Source organism: Pseudoalteromonas sp. SR43-7 (genome assembly GCF_014163785.1).
GTDB lineage: Bacteria > Pseudomonadota > Gammaproteobacteria > Enterobacterales > Alteromonadaceae > Pseudoalteromonas > Pseudoalteromonas distincta.
The window spans coordinates 1-14,633 of the sequence record NZ_JACJDY010000031.1 but is presented as its reverse complement, the minus strand read 5'-3'; the positions used below and the strand labels follow the sequence as shown (position 1 = coordinate 14,633).

Genomic DNA, 14,633 nt, shown 5'->3' with positions numbered 1-14,633 from the left:
AATTGACCACTTTATTAATGCAATTGGTATTTATATAAACGACTAAAAAGAGGGCTTGCAAAGCAAGCCCAGTATATTAAATTAATTACGCTGCTTAACCTAAGCGGTAATTTGGTGCTTCTTTAGTGATTTGCACATCATGAACGTGCGACTCACCCATACCCGCTGAAGTAACACGTACAAATTGTGGTTTTGTATTAAGCTCTTCAATTGTTGCACAACCCGTTAAGCCCATAGCACTGCGTAAGCCACCTACTTGCTGATGAATAATCGTTGCAATAGGACCTTTGTAAGCTACGCGACCTTCAATACCTTCAGGTACTAACTTGTCTGCTTCGTTTGATTTTTGGAAGTAACGATCTGATGAACCTTCTTTTTGATCCATCGCGCCCAATGAGCCCATACCACGGTAAGATTTGTAATAACGGCCTTGGTACAATTCAACTTCACCTGGTGCTTCTTCTGTACCAGCAAGAAGAGAACCCACCATTACACACGATGCACCAGCAACAAGTGCTTTAACAATATCACCAGAAAAACGAATGCCACCATCAGCAATAACAGGAATGTCGCGACCTTTTAAGCCTTCAACAGCATCTGAAATAGCGGTAATTTGTGGAACGCCACAACCGGTAACAATACGTGTAGTACAGATAGAACCAGGGCCGATACCTACTTTAACTGCATCGGCACCAGCGTCTGCAAGTGCAATCGCACCTTCAGCCGTTGCAATGTTACCTGCAATAATTTGTAAGTCTGGGTACTCTTTGCGAGTTTTAGTAACACGGTCAATAACGCCTTGAGAGTGACCATGCGATGTATCGATAAGTAAAACATCAATACCCGCTTCTACTAATGCAGCAATACGCTCATCAGTACCTGCGCCAACACTTACAGCAGCACCTACACGTAAACGACCTTGGTCATCTTTACATGCGTCAGGTTTGTCTTGGGCTTTTTGGTAATCTTTTACTGTGATCATGCCTTTGAGTTTAAATTCATCATCAACAACAAGGATTTTTTCAATGCGGTGTTCGTGCATTAAGCCTAAAATTTCTTCGCGTGCTGCGCCCTCTTTAACGGTAACAAGCTTTTCTTTTTTGGTCATAACGGTAGAAACAGGCTGTTCAAGCTTAGTTTCAAAACGCATATCACGACTAGTAACAATGCCTACAAGCACATTATTGCTGTCGGTAACCGGAAAGCCTGAAAAACCTTTTTCGTGCGAAAGCTCAATTGCATCTGCAATTGTTAAATCGGCAGTGACCGTTACAGGGTATGAAACAATACCTGCTTCGTAGGTTTTAACTTTACGTACGTTTTTCGCTTGTTCTTCAATAGTCATGTTTTTATGAATAAAACCAAGACCACCTTCTTGCGCAAGGGCAATAGCTAAACGAGCTTCTGTAACAGTATCCATAGATGCTGAAATAAGCGGCAAGTTAAGTTTGATACCACGCGTTAAGCGAGTTGAAATATTTGCCGTGTGTGGCAAAACAGTAGAATGACCAGGTACTAAAAGTACGTCATCAAAGGTAAGAGCTTCTTTAGCGATTCTAAGCATTTTGGCAACTTCTCACATGTGGATCTAAGATAAGGAATTGCGGCCAAATTTTAACAGCGTTGTTGGCATGAGTAAATAATATTTCGCAAATATTTATGATAATATAGGGTCTCTTAGCCTTTCAAGGTTAAATTTGCAGCAGTTTGTTAGGTATTTAGGCAAGGCAGAGCCTATGCAGTGTGGTTATTCCCCATAAATAGGCGATAGCGTAGCATCAATTCCAAACAAGCGCTGCCCAAAGGGTTCAGCCTAGGGGCGATTAACTCTTTGTTACTCGGTTTTTACTTAGCCCACTAGGTTACAAACCTCGCGCCGCGATTAAACCGCCCCTAGTTTGAACAAATTTTAATCTACAAAGGTCAATAGACCCTTGCTTTATAAATAGTTTTAGGTTGTTTTTTATGTTTTCGAAGCCTTCGCAGGCGGTTTACACCGTTTCACGCCTTAATAGAGAAATTCGCACAATCCTTGAGCAAGGTTTTGCATCTTTAGTGCTCACGGGCGAAATTTCTAATTTTATTACCCCAGCATCCGGCCATTGGTACTTTTCGTTAAAAGACGATAAAGCACAAATTAAAGCCGCTATGTGGCGTGGGAATAATCGCAACCAAAGCTATCGCCCTGCAAATGGCGCGCAAGTTACAGTAAAAGCGCGTGTATCACTTTATGAACCTCGCGGTGACTACCAGCTTATTGTTGAGCATATGGAACCGGCCGGCGAAGGTCAGCTAAAACAAGAATTCGATGCACTTAAAATGCGTTTGGCCGCCGAAGGATTATTTAGCTCTGCGTATAAAAAACCACTTCCGCAAAACATTAATCGTATTGGTGTTATTACCTCTGCAACCGGCGCTGCTATAAAAGATATTTTAACGGTACTTAAACGCCGTGCGCCGCAGCTAGAGGTAATCATTTACCCTGCTATGGTACAAGGCAAAGAAGCACACCTACATTTAATTAATCAAATTGAATTAGCTAATGCTCGTGATGAAGTTGACGTACTTATTTTAGGACGAGGCGGCGGATCACTTGAAGATTTATGGTGTTTTAATCACGAACAGCTCGCTCGAGCTATTTTTGAAAGTGAATTACCGATAGTAAGTGCAGTAGGCCATGAAATAGATACAACCATTAGCGATTACGTTGCTGATGTTCGTGCAGCCACTCCATCAGCCGCAGCTGAGCTTGTAAGCCCAAATACGCAAGAGTTACACAACAAAGTAACACAATTAGTTAATCGTTTATCTAACGCGTTTAAGCACGGTATTGCCGATAAACGCGCATTAGCAACGCAGTTACAACACCGCCTTAATTTGTGTCATCCGCGTAATCAGCTTAGTCAAAAATCACAACGTTTGGATGAGCTAAGCATTGCGCTGCAACAAGCTATGCGTAATCGTTTATACCAACAAGAACGCACACTCAATAACTTAACGCCGCGTTTGATGCGCCAATCACCTGATAAAAAACTCGCTTCAGCAAGCCATCAACTCTCGCAATTACAAGCTAGGCTAAACCAAGCTATACAGCATCAGTTACAACAAGCGAATAATAGCTTAGCACTGCAAGCAAGCAGGTTAGACTCGGTAAGTCCGCTTAATGTTTTAGCGCGCGGTTATAGCATCACTAAAACACAGCAAGGAAAAGTAGTTAAATCTGTGGGGCAAATTAAAACAGGCGATGTTTTAGTTACAGAGTTAGTCGATGGCTCTATAGAATCACAAATTATTTAAAGCTCTGTACTTAGCAACATTTTAAGTTCGCTATCGCTCGATGTGGAGGTAGTGCTTTTAAATTGTTGCCAAAACTCTTGTTCCATCAACTTATCGTTTAGCTCTCGCCATTGAGCATTACCAAATGTGTCGTTATCAGTGGGAGCGGCAAGTTCAAATTCACATACTGTTTTTTTACATTTTGCACTAACAACGTCAGGAATAATTGATAAATCAGCTGTTAATAAAAAATCTTGTAATGCCATTTCAGTACGATAAGCCCATTCTTCATCGCGCGTTTGATTTTCAAATTTATCACGTAAAATCTGCTCAAAATCTGAAGGGTCCCTCATTTTCTTTAAAACACTTTTGAGCGCCGCTTTCTGTTCGGCGAGTTGCTGCTTAAGCTGAGTTACTTGCTCTTCTAAAGGGAGTTCATCAAGCTTTTGGGTTTCTGAATTGGTTGTAGGCGAGACTTCAGCGGGCTCTATACTAGCGACTTGCTCAGGTACTGCAGAGTCTGCATTACTCAACACCTCATTACTTTGTTGTTCAGTATGAAGCTTTTTCTGTTTTTCATAACTTGGCTGCGACTTAACAGATTCTGGATGACTTGAAGCTGCATTAAAGTAGCTCCAAGTTAAACCTACACCCGCAATAAACCCAATCCCTAGAGCCAATAAACTATTCTTGTTCATGTTAATTCCTTTTAAGTTTTATTATTTTTTAATTACCTATAGCATTGCACTCGTGTGCGATTCGTTTTCAGGCTCAGGATTTGATAAAAAGTTTTGGTTCATACTTTGCGCCGGACACTCACAATCCGGTCGACCAATAATTTTAGCGGGTACGCCAACAGCGGTTGTGTGTGGTGGAACATTGCTAAGCACAACTGAGCCCGCACCAATTCGTGCGCCCTCACCTACTTCAATATTACCCAGTACTTTAGCGCCGGCGCCAATTAATACGCCTGCTCTAATTTTAGGATGACGATCGCCCTGCTCATTACCTGTACCGCCAAGCGTTACAGATTGCAAAATTGATACGTTATCTTCAATTACCGCGGTTTCACCAATAACAATACCGGTTGCGTGGTCAAACATAATGCCTTTACCCACTTTACATGCTGGGTGAATATCGACCCCAAACACTTCAGAGTTACGGCTTTGAATAAAGCGCGCTAGCTCTTTGCGATTTTGTTGCCACAAACAATTAGCCAAACGGTGCGCCTGAATAGCATGAAAACCTTTTAGATTTAATATAACCGTAAGATAGGTTTCTGATGCAGGGTCGCGGTCTTTTACCGCTTTAATATCCTCAGCAACAAAAGATAGCATACGGTCACATTTTACAAATGCTTGGTCAAACAGCTCTCGGATAGTAAATGCAGATACCACCGCATCAGCCAACTTATTAGCAACAATAAAGCTCAATGCCGAACCTAAACAATCATGATTTAAAACACATGAATAAACATGACTTGCTAATAATGGTTCACGTTTTACTACATCGTTAGCTTCGTCGCGAAGCTGTTGCCAAATTGCATGACGCATAATACTGCACTGCCTTAAGTTGATATAAAATAGCCTTTTCCCAAGTCTAACGGATTTAGCCATCAAGGTGTTAATCCCTTAGTTATTTGTTCTGGTTATTAGGTATAACTGTTTATTAAGTTTCATTATTAAATAATAAAAATGCCTCGATGCTTATAGCACCGAGGCATTATTTTAACGCTTAAAAAACACTTAAATTATTGAAATACTTTATCGACTTTTATCACTTCAATATTTTTTGCAGGAATTGCCAGTTTATAATCAGCAATCACTTTATCTTCAGCCACTAATTCGGCAGGTTTATCGGTGTTGTAAATCATTGGCGATGTTTGCTGCGATGCTAAACGTTTTTGCATATCAGCGCCGTCACCAGTAATAAATACATAGTGAACATTGTCTGTTTGTAAGTTTTCTTTAATAACGCGATTAACATCAGCAAGCGTTAGCGTTTTAAGTTTATTAGTTACGTAACTTACAAAGCTATCAATGTTGTAAAATTCGCTATCAAGCGCGTAACCTAATTGGCGATTTTGACTTGCAACCATTTGCGGCACAAAGTTAATTAAAAAGTTACGCGTAGCTTCAAAGTCATTTTCGCTCATGCCATTTTTAATTAGCTTATCTAGTTCAAACAAGGCGGTACGTGTTGCAAAGTGCGCATCGTTATTAGAGCGAAGTGGGCGTAACCACACTTGAAATATTTGCTCTGAGCGCCCTAGGTTTGCATCTGGCTTGGTTTGAAACATACCACGTGGAAAGTATTCAATATATGCGTAATCGCCATAGTTCATGCCGCGAGTTTCACGAATGCGCTCATATAAAAAGCTGTTAGAACTACGGTGCTCACCAAAGTACGAACGCACAAGCCAAAGGGCTGTCCAGTCTTCGCTACTTCTTATTGTATCAATAGGGAAACCAAACGATACCGCTGTAGATTGCGCTGACTTTTCTACAATAGTTGCATGATGACCTTTAAGCGCTGGCGCATCAGGAATACTTAAACGGCTTTGCTCACCCTTTGGTAGCGTTGCAAAATCGCTCATCATTTTAGCTTTAAGGTTTGCAGGCACAGCCCCAATTAAGCCAACCGTGAGTTTAGATTGCGTAAGCTCGCTGTTATAAAACGCTTTAACATCATCTAGCGTCAACGCTTCTAAATCCGAAATATCACCGTAGTTGTAACTTTCGTAAGGGTGATTTTTGTAAAGTGCACTATATAGCACTTCTTTGCCTAGCTCTTCATCGTTAGATGCTTTTAAGCCTGATTTAATACCGTCGATTATTTCTTTTTTAAGGCGTTTAAAGTCGTCATCTCTAAAGCCTGGGTTTAATAATTGATCGCTCACAAGTGAATACCACTGCGCTGCATTGTCTTTATGAATACGCCCTTGGAACGACAGCATTTCTTTATCTATTTGATAACCAAAGCTACCTGCAAGCGGATAAAGTGCTTTTTGAATATCTTTATAGCTTGTCGCCTCTGAGCCACCTTGTGCAAGCATTGCCGCAGTGAGCGCTGCAACACCTTTTTTGCCTTGAGGGTCGGCAGCCGCGCCGGTATTGAATAAAAAGTTAACATCGATTAACGGCGAGCTATTGGTTTTATCAAGTACTTTAAATGCAGGTGCCGCAGGTGCTTGTTCAAGCTTTGCAGTAAGCGCATTTAAATCAACTTCTTGCTCAAAACCTGGGGCTTTATCAAGTGCCGACATTGTTAATGTGGTACGTGCGTTATCAGTAAAGTATTTATTAGCAACGGCTTTAATATCTGCGCTGGTGATGTTATCTGCCGATTTATACAGCTGGTTTATAACCTCAGGATCGCGCTCAAAATGCATGTAGCTGGCAAGGGTTGATGCAATCGCTTGCGAAGAATCTAAGCCATTAATAAAGCTGTATTTAAGATTCGATTTTAAATCACTTAGCTTTTGCTCATCAACAAGCTCAGTGCGTGCTTTTGCATAAGTTCGATTGATGGCATCGCGCGCAGTGGCTAAATCGTCTGCGTTTTCTACTTTAACAAATACGTGTAATAAACCCGGATCTTTAGTCTCTGGGTTATAGGTAAACATTTGGCTGGCAATTTGTTTGTCGACCACTAGCTCTTGATATAAATCTGAATTATTTGAAAAATAAAGCTGCGAGATTAAATCTAGTGCAGCTCTGTCTTTTTTAGCAGGCTCCCACGCAGCGCCTTTGTACGATACAAGTAACCAATGCCCTGGTAGCGCTTCATCTTGCTGGTGCAAATATTTTGGTGCTTGTTGAACAGGTTCTGCTTTAATGTCAGCAACATAGTTACCCTTTTCCCAGCTGCCCCAATGCTTTTTAACCATTGCCATTGTTGCTTGTGGGTCTACATCGCCCACGATGACAAGTGACACATACTCAGGCTTATAAAACTTAGCAAAAAACTCTTTACCATAGGCCATTTGATCAGGCATGGCTTCTATGTCTTTAAAAAAGCCCATAGTGGTGTGTTTATACGTGTGCTTATCAAACGCTTCTTCGCGTACAGCGCTTAATAATTTACGAATTGGGCTCGCGTTGTTTTTTAAGTACTCACCTTTTACCGTTTGTGCTTCTGTTCTAAATTGCTCTTCGGTGTAGGTTAAGTTTTGAAAAATATCAGCTTCAAGCTCAAGTACTTTATCAAGATGCTGCTTTGAAAAGTTTAAATGGTAATTTGTGTAATCGTTTGTTGTATAAGCGCGGTTATCAACACCTGAATTTTTTAATATGTCTGAGTACACATCTTCAGGGTATTTTTTTGAGCCTTTAAACATCATGTGTTCAAAAAAGTGAGCAAAGCCTGTTTTGCCCTCTTCAACTTCGTTACGCGATCCAACCGATACCGGAATTTGCAGCGACACGACATCAGGGTAATCGGTTTTAACAACCATGATACGCAAGCCGTTTTCTAGCTCTTCAATTAAGTAATCTTGTGAAAAAACACGGTCATCAGCTTTATTTACTTGTTCTTGTTGTGCTGTTGTTTGCGTGCTTTGATTTTGTTGCATGGTGCAACCTGTTAACGCCAGCGATACCGCTAAGCTGGTTGCTAATAATTTAAATTTCATTGTTGTCCCTTTTTAAATTGAGCAAATTTGTTGTCAGATTTAACTCTTTAATTATGCCCCAAAGCCAATAAATATAAGAGCCCCAAGGGAATTTATTATGTAAACAACTGTGTCAATTATAAATAATGGGAACAAGCACTATGAATAAACATCATGTTAATTGAAAAACTTTCATTAAATAAATCTATCTAGACGTCTAAATGGCTGCTATATTAAATCCATCAAAACAAACTTAGCTGGAATGAGGATTATGGCTTTATCACTAAAAGAGAAGATAGTGGACACCAATCAAGGTGTTTATCTTATTGGTACTACCCCGCCTAAAATTGGCACCGATAAAGCGCAATTAAAAACCATTGCAGAAAAGCTATTAGGTCGCTTACACGAAATTGAATACGACGGCGTGATAATTTACGACATTCAAGACGAAAGCAGCCGAACTAATCAAGACCGTCCATTTGCGTTTAAACAAACCGTTGATCCGCGTGAATACAGCCATTTACTTCGTAATTTATCTGCACAAGATGTAATTACTTATAAAAGTGTGGCGCAGCGTGGCGTAGGCGAATTTAAAGATTGGCTAAGTGAAACTAAAAACGACTACGATTTACAAAATGTTGTTTTAGTAGGTAGCCCATCATCGATAGGCGATATAAAGCTAAGCCTGCCAGATGCTTATAAAGCATTGGCTGAGCAATCAGATGATTTCTTTTTAGGTGGCGTTACTATTGCCGAGCGCCATTCAAGTAAACGAAATGAGCACGAACGATTAACAGAAAAAACAGCACAAGGTTGTCAGTTTTTTATATCGCAAGCTGTTTACGATGCACAAGCGACTATAGAGCTAATCACTAGCTACGCACGTACATGTAAAGCGCAGGGTATTACACCACAACGTATTATATTAACGTTTACCCCGTGCGGCGGCGAAAAAACCTTAGAATTTATGCAATGGTTGGGTATCTCAGTGCCAGAGGCAACTAAATGGCGCATGCTTGATGCAGACAATACATTAAGCGAATCGGTCCGTATTTGCCGAGAAAACCTCGACTTAATACTTAAAAGCTGTGCACACCTAGACGTGCCACTGGGCTTAAATATTGAAAGCTTAACAAACCGTAAAGAAGAAATTGATGCATCAATTAACTTATACCGTTTATTAAAAGCTATTATGGAATTAAACCTTGCTGAAAAGCTAATAGCTTAAAGGCTAGATAAGAGCTAATTAACACCCTTCTTGGCAAGCCTCATGGCTTGCTTTTTTATGTCCGTACTTTGAAAAATAAATTAAGAAGTACAAGTAAAAATTTGCAGCTTAAGCTATTCATTGAAGCTATTTTTGGTTATTACTCTCAAGCCTTTTTAAGGCAAACCCCATAGAGGAGCACATAACACCTAAAATAAAACCTATCGCAGAAAAAACTAGCCAAGTTTTTGTGGCATGAGTCATGACGAACTTACTTTTATTATTGTGCTTTTTTAGCGAGTCTATACGCTTGTTTATTTTTATACATTGCGTGGTCTGCATCATTTAATAGCGCTTCAAATGGCTGCTTTTGTTTATTAGTAAAACTATAACCTATGCTGAGCGATAAATCGCAAACGTCTTCTTTGAGTAAAGCTTTTGAATACTCAGAGGATATTTTATCTATGATGTAGCTAATTTTACTTTTATCGCTTAATTGCATTACTGCAACAAACTCATCACCACCTAAACGCCCTACTATGTCGGCATCTCTTAAATGGTTTTTTAACGTATCCGCCAAAATAATTAAGGCTTTGTCACCTACTTCATGTCCAAAGGTGTCGTTTAATTTTTTAAAGTCGTTTATATCAATAAACAAGCAACATACGTCGAAGCCCAAACGCAGTGCTAAATTAAGCTTTTGCTGAGCTAGTAAGTTAAGTGCTCGGCGATTATAAATATCTGTTAATGAGTCTAACATGGCTATTTCGCGCATTTGTTCATAGCTGTAAACAAGCGCTAGGTCGTCTTCAATTAAATCGCGTAGTTGCTCTATGAGCTCAAAGTATTCATCGGTATAGCTAGTTATTTTAGTGTCTTTTAAGCATAGCGTGCCAAATACTTCACCTTCTGGCCAATGAATAGGTAAACCTAGGTAGGATTCAACACCATCCTCAACTACTTCTGGTAGTGTGTTCCATGCATCGTTATTGCTTGCATCATTAACATATAAAATATTATTGGTTTCAGCGACGTGCCGACAAAAAAGAGGTGTTTGAGGAGGAAGTATCGGATTGGTTTCAAAGCTTGAGCCACCTTCGTTACTTCTAATAACAACGCGATAGCCTTTGCTTGTTGCCTGAACTATATAACCAGACGGGGCAGAAAAAAGCCCCGTGATAAGGTCGATTGTTTTTTGCCATTTATGCAAAGATATTTGGCCATCAACACCAGAGAATGCCCATTTATCAGTTTCAAACATTAACTTTACCTCGGCTATTTAATAGCTCCAGTATAGGCAAAAAAGCAAAGTAAAAGCTATTATTTACGACGCCTACTTGGCTCTCTTTTACCTGTTATGCGTTTTTTATCGCGATCTTTTCGCGACTTGTTAGTATTTTTACGATTATCTTTTGGCTTTTTATTAGGATCTGGCTCGTAACCTTCTAACCACTGCGGCGTTAAACGCGTATCGAGTAGTACTTCAATTTCTTCTAGCAGCCATTGCTCATCAAGACTTACCAGCGACATAGCAAGTCCTTGTTCACCAGCACGACCTGTACGGCCAATACGGTGCACGTAATCTTCGGCAATGTAAGGTAGTTCAAAGTTAATTACGTATCTAAGTGTAGAAATATCTAAACCACGCGCAGCGACATCGGTTGCAACAAGTACGCGTGTAATACCTTCTTTAAAGTTTTGCAATGCACGGTCACGTGCGCCTTGCGATTTATCGCCATGGATTGATTCGGTTTTTAACCCATCTTTACACATTTCTTTAGCGAGCTTATCAGCCATTTGTTTTGTGCGAGTAAAAATAAGCACTTGGCGCCAGTTTTTCATGCCAATCATGTGCGATACAAGTTCGCGCTTACGGTCTTCATCTACAGCGTAAATAACTTGCTCTACTTCAACCGCAGCTGAGTTACGTTTATCAACTTCAATTAGTTCTGGGTTTTTTAGTAGTTTTTTACTGAGTTCAAACACGCTGTCATCAAACGTAGCCGAAAAGAGTAAAGTTTGGCGATCGCCTGGTATATGGCGCAATATACGTTTAATTTCGTCAATAAAGCCCATATCAAGCATGCGGTCAGCTTCGTCAAACACTAAAGAGTCTACGCTTGAAAGTACCACGCTGCCTTTAACTATATGATCAAGCAAACGCCCTGGTGTCGCCACTATAACTTGTGCTGTTTTAAGTGCTTTTATTTGAGGGCCAATACTTGCACCACCATAGGCTAAAGCGCCATTAATGTTAGTGCCTTGTGCATACTTTTCAAAGCTGGCAAATACTTGCTGAGCAAGCTCTCGTGTTGGCGTTAAAATTACAACGCGGGCAAGGCCTTGCTCATCTTTTTTAGGGGTATTTAAAAGCTTATGTAATAGAGGTAAAACAAAGGCGGCGGTTTTACCCGTACCTGTTTGCGCGCTGCCCATTACATCACTTCCGGCTAAAATAGGCGGAATAGTTTTAATCTGAATTGCGGTAGGTTGAGTGTAATTATTTTGCTCAATCGCTGTTAATAATAACGGGTCGAGATTAAGTGATGAGAACGTAGTGGCAGACATAGGCTTAGCTTTAAAATAACAAAGAGCGCTATTGTACGCATATTACTGTACTGCGTAAATTAACCAGTCCAGAAAAGTATTTAATCGCGGTTGATCTCTTTCGCCTTAGCGCTAAAACAATAAAAAAGGCGCTAAATAACCTTTGTATTTAGCGCCTTTTATAATTTTCTGTAGCTTTAGGCTGGCTTTAGTGTTGCTTTACGTTCGTTGTAAAACGCGATTAAATCGTCAACTGTTGCTTGGCAGTATTCGCGAATACCCGAAACCACCATGTGCTTTTCACCACTGCCCACTTTAACGCCGTTTTCTAACAGGTTAAAACGTAGTGTAATTTTTCCGCGCTTACCAGTGTACTCAAAGCTTGGCTCTGCAAATTCAAGTATTGGCGTTGTTATATCAAGGTTATCAAGGTTAATGAGCATTGATTCGTAAATTACCATCGGACGAGCAGGGTTTATCATTACCTCTTGCTTGCCCATTAATGGGATAATTACATGCGGAAAGGTAGTACCAGAAAACTCAACATAATTTTTTATTAGACTATTAGTTAGTGCTGGGCATTGGCTGGTTTTACCGCTGCGCTTTACCTTTAAAATTACTTTTTCGCCATTGGTAACATCAAACTCATCGGCTCCCTCAGGGAAATGTAGTTTGGTGTTTTCATCAACCATACCGGCAAAAGTAAATTCCATTTGTTCACTAATACCGTAGCGGTCTAGTACCAATGAAAAAAGTAAGTCTCCTGGCGCGCAAAACTTTTTGGCATCTTTGTCATGAAGTGGATTGTAATCGTCAGCAACGCATTTAGCGAAGCGACAACCCTGCTCACGAGAGATAGAAACATAATCAGCATGCTGCTGAAAAAAAGGACTTAACATAGTTTGTTCACTGCTTAAACTGCTTATAACCTATCTATATTACCAGAAAAAAAATATTGAGAGGTCGAATCTGTTAGATTAATGGCTAAATAAAACAGAGTAATAAAAAACAATGACCTTTTATTTATTAGCACTATCAATTATATGTGTTTTTCCGTACTGCAAAATATCAATAATGCGGCAACCCCTTTGGCACTACTTAATAGCTTTAAGTGTTCTAAGTGGGTATTTTCAAGGTTATATAAATTTGTATGCTCTGCTCAGCACTGGGCTTTACGTTGTTTTATACTACTGTGCGCTAAATACAAAGCGGGCAATAATACGCGCTATTTTAGGTACTGTTTTTATAATTTCCTCACTGGCATTAGCACTTCATTGGGTGCCTGGTTTTAATAATCTCCCTATTGTTATAGATGAGCGTATTACAAGCGATGCGATTGCTTTTACCCTTTATGCTAATTTTGATAAAGCTATGGCTGGGTTATTCCTTTGTGCTTACTTTTATTCGAATAAAAAAGCTTTAAAAGCAGACTCTAATAAAGCAGGCCCATTAAACGTTAAACAACCTATTTTTATAATTATTGCTACTGTTTTAGCTTCGCTCACTGCGGCTTTAACACTTGGACTTGTAAGCTTTAACCCTAAGGTTCCTGACTTTTGGATAGCCTTTATTGCTATTAATCTTTTATTTACCTGTGTAGCTGAGGAAGCTTTGTTTAGAGGTTTATTACAAACCAAACTTAGCCAAATAATCACATCTACTCGCCTAGCGCTACTTGCTCCAATAATGACAGCAGCAGTGTTTGCTTTGGCGCATTTTGCTGGAGGATTTAACTATGTATTGGTTTCATTTATTGCAGGCTTAGGATATAGCTATATTTTTTATAAAACGCAGCGCTTAGCGTGGGCTATTTTATGCCATTGGTTAGTTAATGTTTGCCACTTCTTTTTGTTTACTTATCCTATGCTCAGTAAAATCTAAATACATTTACAAATGCTAACAATTTACTTAGTAGTAAACATTGCCCGCATTTGATTTTGTTAGTAATTTACTATTTCAAATAATAAATTAAGGGACTAATAAATATGCTACGTTTTATAATGGCAATAACAGTGCTGGCCACAATAACTGGTTGTGCAGGTATGACTTATCATACAGATATAGACAACGGTGTTTTATCTCAAGAAATTGGCACCTACGTTAATAAAAGAGATTTACAGCAATTTTATAGCGACCAAGAAGCACACGAAAGTGGCGCAACACTTTTAGGCCGAATAGAAGGTGAAAGCTGTGATGGCGACGGCATGGGCAGCAATAATGTAAGTTACAATCGCTCTAAATCAAACGCGATTGATTTACTTAAAGCTGATGCTATGCGCAGAGGCGGGAATGCTTTTACTATCAATTCCTGTAGTGAAACCTCTGTATCGTACTGCGACTTATCTGTTTTATGCACCGGACAGGCCTACGACTATTAATAAATTATATATTAAGCGCAAAGCTCAGTAGCACACGCTTTCCAGACTCGATTTTAGATACGCTGTGTTCGTACTTATCGGGTCTGAACAAATACACGCGATTAAATAAATTTATAATGCATTTAGAGCATTTAAATACCCCACCCGCTTTAGGTTTCTCTAATACAAAATTGAGCTTGTAATAGCGCCCTTGCTGCACAGGGTCAATATGGTTCATTACGCTATGATTGGTTGGGTAAGTAACAAGGTTTATCGAAAATGTATTACTGCTAAAAATGGCTTTGTTTTTAACGGTTGCAATCATACTGCCTCCTATGAGTTTATATTCCCTATTGTATCATTGGGCTAAGTACTAGGGTCTGTTGATCTTTCAAGGTTAAATTTGCAGCAGTCTGTTTGGTATTTAGGCAAGGCAAAGCCTATGTAGTGTGGTTATTCCCCATAAATGGGCGATAACGTAGCATTAATGCCAAACAGGCGCTGCCCAAAGGGCTGAGGGATCCCCATTTTATCCAGCGGCCTCTTTTTCGTAATTCAAAATAAAGTTTTTTAAACTTTTTTCTATATAGCTTTGTGTAATACGTCTCTTACATAGCTTTATGACTTGCTTGGC

12 protein-coding genes are annotated in these 14,633 nt (G+C 39.7%); 4 read left to right on the top strand and 8 right to left on the bottom strand.

Annotated features, from left to right (window positions below; all coding sequences use genetic code 11):
- Positions 1-94 precede the first annotated feature (94 nt).
- Positions 95-1,564, bottom strand: a complete 1,470-nt coding sequence (gene guaB, locus H5087_RS18320; RefSeq protein WP_002958783.1) for an IMP dehydrogenase — start codon at positions 1,562-1,564, stop codon at positions 95-97.
- A 401-nt stretch (positions 1,565-1,965) separates the two neighbouring features.
- On the opposite strand from guaB, the gene xseA reads away from it, so the two are divergent.
- The gene (gene xseA / locus H5087_RS18315; protein ID WP_149602214.1) at positions 1,966-3,297 is read left to right on the top strand and encodes an exodeoxyribonuclease VII large subunit; all 1,332 of its coding nucleotides are present in this window, start codon (positions 1,966-1,968) and stop codon (positions 3,295-3,297) included.
- Here xseA and H5087_RS18310 read toward each other — a convergent pair.
- The 3 genes from H5087_RS18310 to H5087_RS18300 form a co-directional block, all read right to left on the bottom strand.
- The gene (locus tag H5087_RS18310) at positions 3,294-3,974 is read right to left on the bottom strand and encodes a hypothetical protein (RefSeq protein ID WP_182672967.1); all 681 of its coding nucleotides are present in this window, start codon (positions 3,972-3,974) and stop codon (positions 3,294-3,296) included. The two genes, xseA and H5087_RS18310, sit on opposite strands and share 4 nt — an antisense overlap.
- A 36-nt stretch (positions 3,975-4,010) precedes the next feature.
- Positions 4,011-4,829 carry a serine O-acetyltransferase gene (gene cysE / locus H5087_RS18305; protein WP_182672966.1) on the bottom strand — a complete coding sequence of 273 codons (819 nt, stop codon included), beginning with the start codon at positions 4,827-4,829 and terminating at the stop codon, positions 4,011-4,013.
- Between the two features lie 197 nt (positions 4,830-5,026).
- Complete coding sequence (locus H5087_RS18300; RefSeq protein ID WP_182672965.1) at positions 5,027-7,909, bottom strand: pitrilysin family protein; 2,883 nt, start codon at positions 7,907-7,909, stop codon at positions 5,027-5,029.
- Between the two features lie 250 nt (positions 7,910-8,159).
- On the opposite strand from H5087_RS18300, the gene H5087_RS18295 reads away from it, so the two are divergent.
- Complete coding sequence (locus H5087_RS18295; RefSeq protein ID WP_182672964.1) at positions 8,160-9,116, top strand: methylenetetrahydrofolate reductase; 957 nt, start codon at positions 8,160-8,162, stop codon at positions 9,114-9,116.
- 259 nt (positions 9,117-9,375) lie between these two features.
- Here the strand turns inward: H5087_RS18295 and H5087_RS18290 are convergent, their stop codons facing one another.
- From H5087_RS18290 to H5087_RS18280, 3 genes are all read right to left on the bottom strand, one after another.
- Positions 9,376-10,356, bottom strand: coding sequence for a sensor domain-containing diguanylate cyclase (locus tag H5087_RS18290; RefSeq protein WP_182672963.1), 981 nt, complete (start codon positions 10,354-10,356; stop codon positions 9,376-9,378).
- Positions 10,357-10,415: 59 nt separating this feature from the next.
- Positions 10,416-11,663 carry a DEAD/DEAH box helicase gene (locus H5087_RS18285; RefSeq protein WP_182672962.1) on the bottom strand — a complete coding sequence of 416 codons (1,248 nt, stop codon included), beginning with the start codon at positions 11,661-11,663 and terminating at the stop codon, positions 10,416-10,418.
- A gap of 176 nt (positions 11,664-11,839) precedes the next feature.
- Positions 11,840-12,541, bottom strand: coding sequence for a DUF3581 domain-containing protein (locus H5087_RS18280; protein WP_182672961.1), 702 nt, complete (start codon positions 12,539-12,541; stop codon positions 11,840-11,842).
- Between the two features lie 112 nt (positions 12,542-12,653).
- Here H5087_RS18280 and H5087_RS18275 point away from each other — a divergent pair, with 112 nt between their 5' ends.
- Both H5087_RS18275 and H5087_RS18270 read left to right on the top strand, forming a co-directional pair.
- Positions 12,654-13,523 carry a CPBP family intramembrane glutamic endopeptidase gene (locus tag H5087_RS18275; RefSeq protein WP_182672960.1) on the top strand — a complete coding sequence of 290 codons (870 nt, stop codon included), beginning with the start codon at positions 12,654-12,656 and terminating at the stop codon, positions 13,521-13,523.
- A 104-nt stretch (positions 13,524-13,627) separates the two neighbouring features.
- Positions 13,628-14,020: a hypothetical protein gene (locus tag H5087_RS18270; protein ID WP_182672959.1), complete on the top strand. Its 393-nt coding sequence runs from the start codon at positions 13,628-13,630 to the stop codon at positions 14,018-14,020.
- 4 nt (positions 14,021-14,024) lie between these two features.
- Here H5087_RS18270 and H5087_RS18265 read toward each other — a convergent pair whose 3' ends face one another.
- The gene (locus H5087_RS18265; protein WP_021032137.1) at positions 14,025-14,324 is read right to left on the bottom strand and encodes a hypothetical protein; all 300 of its coding nucleotides are present in this window, start codon (positions 14,322-14,324) and stop codon (positions 14,025-14,027) included.
- Positions 14,325-14,633: the final 309 nt, after the last annotated feature.

Excerpts from the sequence above, each read along its gene's own strand:
- guaB (WP_002958783.1), bottom strand. The coding sequence starts at position 1,564 with ATGCTTAGAATCGCTAAAGAAGCTCTTACCTTTGATGACGTACTTTTA.
- xseA (WP_149602214.1), top strand. The coding sequence starts at position 1,966 with ATGTTTTCGAAGCCTTCGCAGGCGGTTTACACCGTTTCACGCCTTAAT.
- H5087_RS18310 (WP_182672967.1), bottom strand. The coding sequence starts at position 3,974 with ATGAACAAGAATAGTTTATTGGCTCTAGGGATTGGGTTTATTGCGGGT.
- cysE (WP_182672966.1), bottom strand. The coding sequence starts at position 4,829 with ATGCGTCATGCAATTTGGCAACAGCTTCGCGACGAAGCTAACGATGTA.
- H5087_RS18300 (WP_182672965.1), bottom strand. The coding sequence starts at position 7,909 with ATGAAATTTAAATTATTAGCAACCAGCTTAGCGGTATCGCTGGCGTTA.
- H5087_RS18295 (WP_182672964.1), top strand. The coding sequence starts at position 8,160 with ATGGCTTTATCACTAAAAGAGAAGATAGTGGACACCAATCAAGGTGTT.
- H5087_RS18290 (WP_182672963.1), bottom strand. The coding sequence starts at position 10,356 with ATGTTTGAAACTGATAAATGGGCATTCTCTGGTGTTGATGGCCAAATA.
- H5087_RS18285 (WP_182672962.1), bottom strand. The coding sequence starts at position 11,663 with ATGTCTGCCACTACGTTCTCATCACTTAATCTCGACCCGTTATTATTA.
- H5087_RS18280 (WP_182672961.1), bottom strand. The coding sequence starts at position 12,541 with ATGTTAAGTCCTTTTTTTCAGCAGCATGCTGATTATGTTTCTATCTCT.
- H5087_RS18275 (WP_182672960.1), top strand. The coding sequence starts at position 12,654 with ATGACCTTTTATTTATTAGCACTATCAATTATATGTGTTTTTCCGTAC.
- H5087_RS18270 (WP_182672959.1), top strand. The coding sequence starts at position 13,628 with ATGCTACGTTTTATAATGGCAATAACAGTGCTGGCCACAATAACTGGT.
- H5087_RS18265 (WP_021032137.1), bottom strand. The coding sequence starts at position 14,324 with ATGATTGCAACCGTTAAAAACAAAGCCATTTTTAGCAGTAATACATTT.